Origin of the sequence: Brevibacterium sp. ZH18, from assembly GCF_022748595.1 — a bacterium.
Taxonomy (GTDB): domain Bacteria; phylum Actinomycetota; class Actinomycetes; order Actinomycetales; family Brevibacteriaceae; genus Brevibacterium.
Window position 1 is genome coordinate 1 of record NZ_JALDSX010000083.1, and the last position, 3,967, is coordinate 3,967.

A 3,967-nucleotide genomic window follows, 5' to 3' on the forward strand; every position below is an offset into this window, starting at 1 on the left:
TCCGGCTTCAAAACAGCCTCAGTTGAGGAACTGCCCGACGCTGTCGAAGTCATGGACCCCTTCCACGTCGTCAAGCTCGCCGGTGATGCTCTCGATGATGTTCGTCGTCGTATTCAGCAGGAGACAACTGGCCATCGTGGACGAGCGAAAGACCCCTTGTATCGGGCAAGGAGGACTCTGCACACCGGTACTGATCTGCTCACAACCAAGCAACAGGAGAGGATCGCGGGCCTGTTCGCCGATTCGAGTTCCATCGAAGTCGAAGTCACCTGGGCTGTCTACCAAGACATAGTGAGCGCCTACCGAACCGCTGACCGCAACGAGGGCAAAAAGCTCTTGAGCACGGTCATCGATACCCTGACGACGAATCTGCCGACAGGGCTGGTTGAGCTCAAACGGTTAGGAAGGACTTTGAAGCGTCGAGCTGCTGATGTGCTCGCGTTCTTCACCCGATCGGGAACGTCGAATGGTCCGACTGAAGCGATCAACGGCAGGCTTGAACATCTCCGCGGGTCCGCGTTGGGGTTCCGGAACATCACCCACTACATCGCCAGGAGTCTGCTCGAGTCCGGTGGCTTCAGGCCAGTTCTACACTCTCAATTACGATGAGCCTTATATGTGGCCTATCACTCAAGGCCATCTCTTTAAGTCGCGGGACCGTCGAGAAGGTTGGGACCGGCCGCCGACATCTCGGGCCGGTTAGTTCCATTGAGTCAGGCTCCATATCGTTGCCCAGAGCGGCACCACCTCGCCGTAACCCGTCGTCGATCTCACTGGCTTAGATTTTCCGGAAGCGTCCGATTTTGTGGTTAGTGGTGTTCTTAGCGAAGCCGAGGTTGGCGTTGGTGTCGTCGGCAGACAGCCATAGTACAAACTCTCAACTTTTCTCGGGCAACATCGACCGGGTTTGAACGGATTAACCTGATCATAGTCTGGGAATGTCCGATTCGCGCGGAACAAAGCGACAGAATATAGCGTGGAGAAGTGTGGCTGAAACTACATCGTTTCGAGAATCAATCGTCTCGCATCCCTAGGGATACGAGACGTCTCACCGGTGTCACGTTGACGAGCTTTCACATACGTCAGGATTCCGCGAAATGTTAGTCTCAGCCGTCTGCGCAACTGTCAGAAGTTGGCTTCACATCGACGACTCGTACCCCAATTGCGAAAACACTCAGCCCTCTGTACGTGCCCTCGAGCGCCTCAAAATAGGAACCGACAGTATTCCAGATACCAACAAGATAATCGTCGGCACTGCAAGAATCGCGCCATGGAATTGAAGAATATCAAAATACGAAAAATACTCATGTCGCCTATCGACCAAAGTGGCACCGACAGTACCCATTAAGTAAGCAGCGATCGCAGGAACCCCAACGCACCAAATAAATGTCATCAGCGAGTCATTCTTCTTCACTCGCCAAGCAAATTTGAAAACCGGTACAGAAAAAATCAACACTTCCGCGATTAGAAAAACAATTGCGACCGGACAGAATAATATTAGAAACATTAGTGATGAAACAAAATCGGGTGTTTCACTAAAATAAGTAAAAGATGTCACGAACAGAATGATTGCCGCGATTGCTGAGGTCACCACTACATAAAGAAGCGGGGCGTGCTTTCCCTTGCGCACGACTGTCCTTTCGGTAAAGACGGACCCGCCCCATGATGAGCTAAAAGTTCCTGCGTCAGCGCGAGGCGGGGCCCAAGTTGAACGTAGATTTCCTAGAACTAGGGGAGAGTGACCTTGCCGTTCCAGTTCTGCGGTTTGCAACTCCGGTTAGAGATGAGGCAATCAAAACTATTCAGTTTCGACTTGCTCAGCCAGCCCCACTTGAACTTATTTCCCGAAGCAGCAAATCCTGTGAGTTCATGATTTGGTACATCTCGACCCTGTCCGCTGGCCTGAATGACACCTGATCGGTGGAGAATGAAGTTCGACCGGTGTTTGATCGCTCCAGTGACACAGAACGGATTGCCTGCCTCTACATCAAAGGTGATGCGAGCGAGGCTTGACCCTTTAGTCGCGTCTTTGAAGTACATGTGTTTCGAAGAGGCTGTGCGAGTTGCCAGATGCTTTTTCTTGGAGTCATACATCTTGGTCGCCCCTACGCCCTTCATAGTGAGGATACTCTTTCCACCGTTCGGACTTTCCCAGGCCACCCGAGCCAGCATGGCGGTTTTATAGTTCTTCTCAGCTGTCACGGTGCTCAGGCTTGTCGGTAGCTTGTAGCTCCGGTTGTTGCCAGCATGGTAAATGTCAGTCTTGGGGAGCCCACCGGAGTTGATACTGCAGCCCAAGCCCTTGAATCCTTTGAGGTGGACCCACTTGCCCGGGATGAAAGTCTTGTGCGAAACCGCGGAAACGGTGGCCTTCTTAGAACTCGCCTTTGCTGCCTCAACTGACGGGAGCGTCTACGTGACCGGTTGGCCGCTTTCGTCGATGCTAGCCGCCTGCACAGTCGACTGTTCGCTGAGAAACGCAGATTCGACCTCGATCTCGCTACCCTCAGTTGTTCCGACAATGTTTCCATCGACAAGCACTGTCTTTTCACCAGTTGCCGACTCCGGCCATTTAATCGTTGAGCCAACACTGGTATCAATCCGGGAAACCTGGGGCACGGTGGCCTTCATGGTTGGCAGTGGCTTCGCAGCGATCTCCTCGGTTTCGGAAGTACCCTCGGACGCGTCCCACTGCTCCGGTTCTGTCCAGTCAGTCACTTCGTCTGGGACCATGTCACTATCGAGTTGAAACGGGCTCCGCACTTCGTAGGCCTCTACCTCCGAGAGCGGAGTTGCTGAGGCGCTTCTTGCCGACAGCTTCTTTGCCGGGGGCGAGTAGAAGGTCGTGCCTTCGTCTTCCTTGGCGACTTCCAGCTTGCTGGCCCCGGAAGTCACCTCCAGGTGATCGCTGTATTCAATATTTGGTTCGGTTGAAGTCGCTGAGGCAGGTATCGCAACGCAGGACGAGGCAAGTGCCACGGCCACAACAGCAGGTAGGGATATGCGCTTACGCATAGACTCTCCATTTTTTGAGGGGAACCAGGAATTGGCCTGGAGAATGAGCATAACATTGTAATTCGCTGATAGTTCTATGAGCGGATTCGCATCTTTGGCTTGGGCAGAGTGGAATCGGGGAGCCGTCGCGGCGCAGGTCGCTCGTGATCTCGGAATGTCGCGGGCGACGTTTTACCGCCGCGCGCGCACGATTACTGAGTAGTCCGATGCCCCATCTCTGCAACGAACGCCATTTATCGATCAAAGAACACCGCCACCTACCGGTGAAACTCACATCAAACTGCCGTCAACATCGAGACTCTGATTTCGTCACTACGTCTATTACAAGTTCGAGAAGAGCACGAAGTCGCACCCTTTGTGACGAATTGGATATCGTCTCTTAACGATCTACCAGTTGCTGAGTTTGAGCGCGAGACAGCAGCGCAGCTGGCGCAAGCACTCAGCGATGTAGGGACGAAGGAGTCCATTTACCACCTGGACCGTATCAGTACCGCTATCGCCTCAATCGCTCGTGCTGAGCTACGGCCCCCACTCACAGCCCCCCTCCGTCAGGCTGAAGGGTACGTGTTGCGACGGCTGACTGAAATCCTCAGAGATCATGACTCTGTTGACTATTTGTCTCCGTTGATTAACCTGGCGCGCAATCAATCAGGCGGCCCAGATGTTATTACTCTTAACTATGACTTGACAGTTGAAAGCGCAGCCGAAGGGGATGTAGATCTGAACCGGGGGTTTGAGTCATCTTGGAAGCCAGGGGATGAACTCAGTTTCCCCGTTCAAGAGGACTGCCTCAACCTAATTAAACTGCATGGTTCCTTGGATTGGTCTATGGAACAAGAATCCGCACCACCATACGATCTAGGGCGTGTCTCCTTTATTGACCATTCCAGGACTGGCACGGTGGAGACGTGACTACACAGCAACGACACCGAGTCTTCACTGATGAGCAGTG

General features: G+C 53.2%; 4 protein-coding genes. 1 reads left to right on the forward strand and 3 read right to left on the reverse strand.

Annotated features, from left to right (window positions below; all coding sequences use genetic code 11):
- Positions 1–609, forward strand: a 609-nt coding sequence (locus MPN20_RS16875; RefSeq protein ID WP_242784002.1) for a transposase, incomplete at its 5' end; no start/stop codon positions are given.
- Between the two features lie 565 nt (positions 610–1,174).
- Here MPN20_RS16875 and MPN20_RS16880 read toward each other — a convergent pair.
- From MPN20_RS16880 to MPN20_RS16890, 3 genes are all read right to left on the reverse strand, one after another.
- Entirely contained in the window at positions 1,175–1,630 is a 456-nt protein-coding gene (locus MPN20_RS16880) for a hypothetical protein (protein ID WP_242784003.1), read from the reverse strand.
- Positions 1,631–1,728: 98 nt separating this feature from the next.
- Complete coding sequence (locus MPN20_RS16885; protein WP_242784004.1) at positions 1,729–2,202, reverse strand: hypothetical protein; 474 nt, start codon at positions 2,200–2,202, stop codon at positions 1,729–1,731.
- Between the two features lie 210 nt (positions 2,203–2,412).
- Positions 2,413–3,015: a hypothetical protein gene (locus MPN20_RS16890; RefSeq protein ID WP_242784005.1), complete on the reverse strand. Its 603-nt coding sequence runs from the start codon at positions 3,013–3,015 to the stop codon at positions 2,413–2,415.
- Positions 3,016–3,967: the final 952 nt, after the last annotated feature.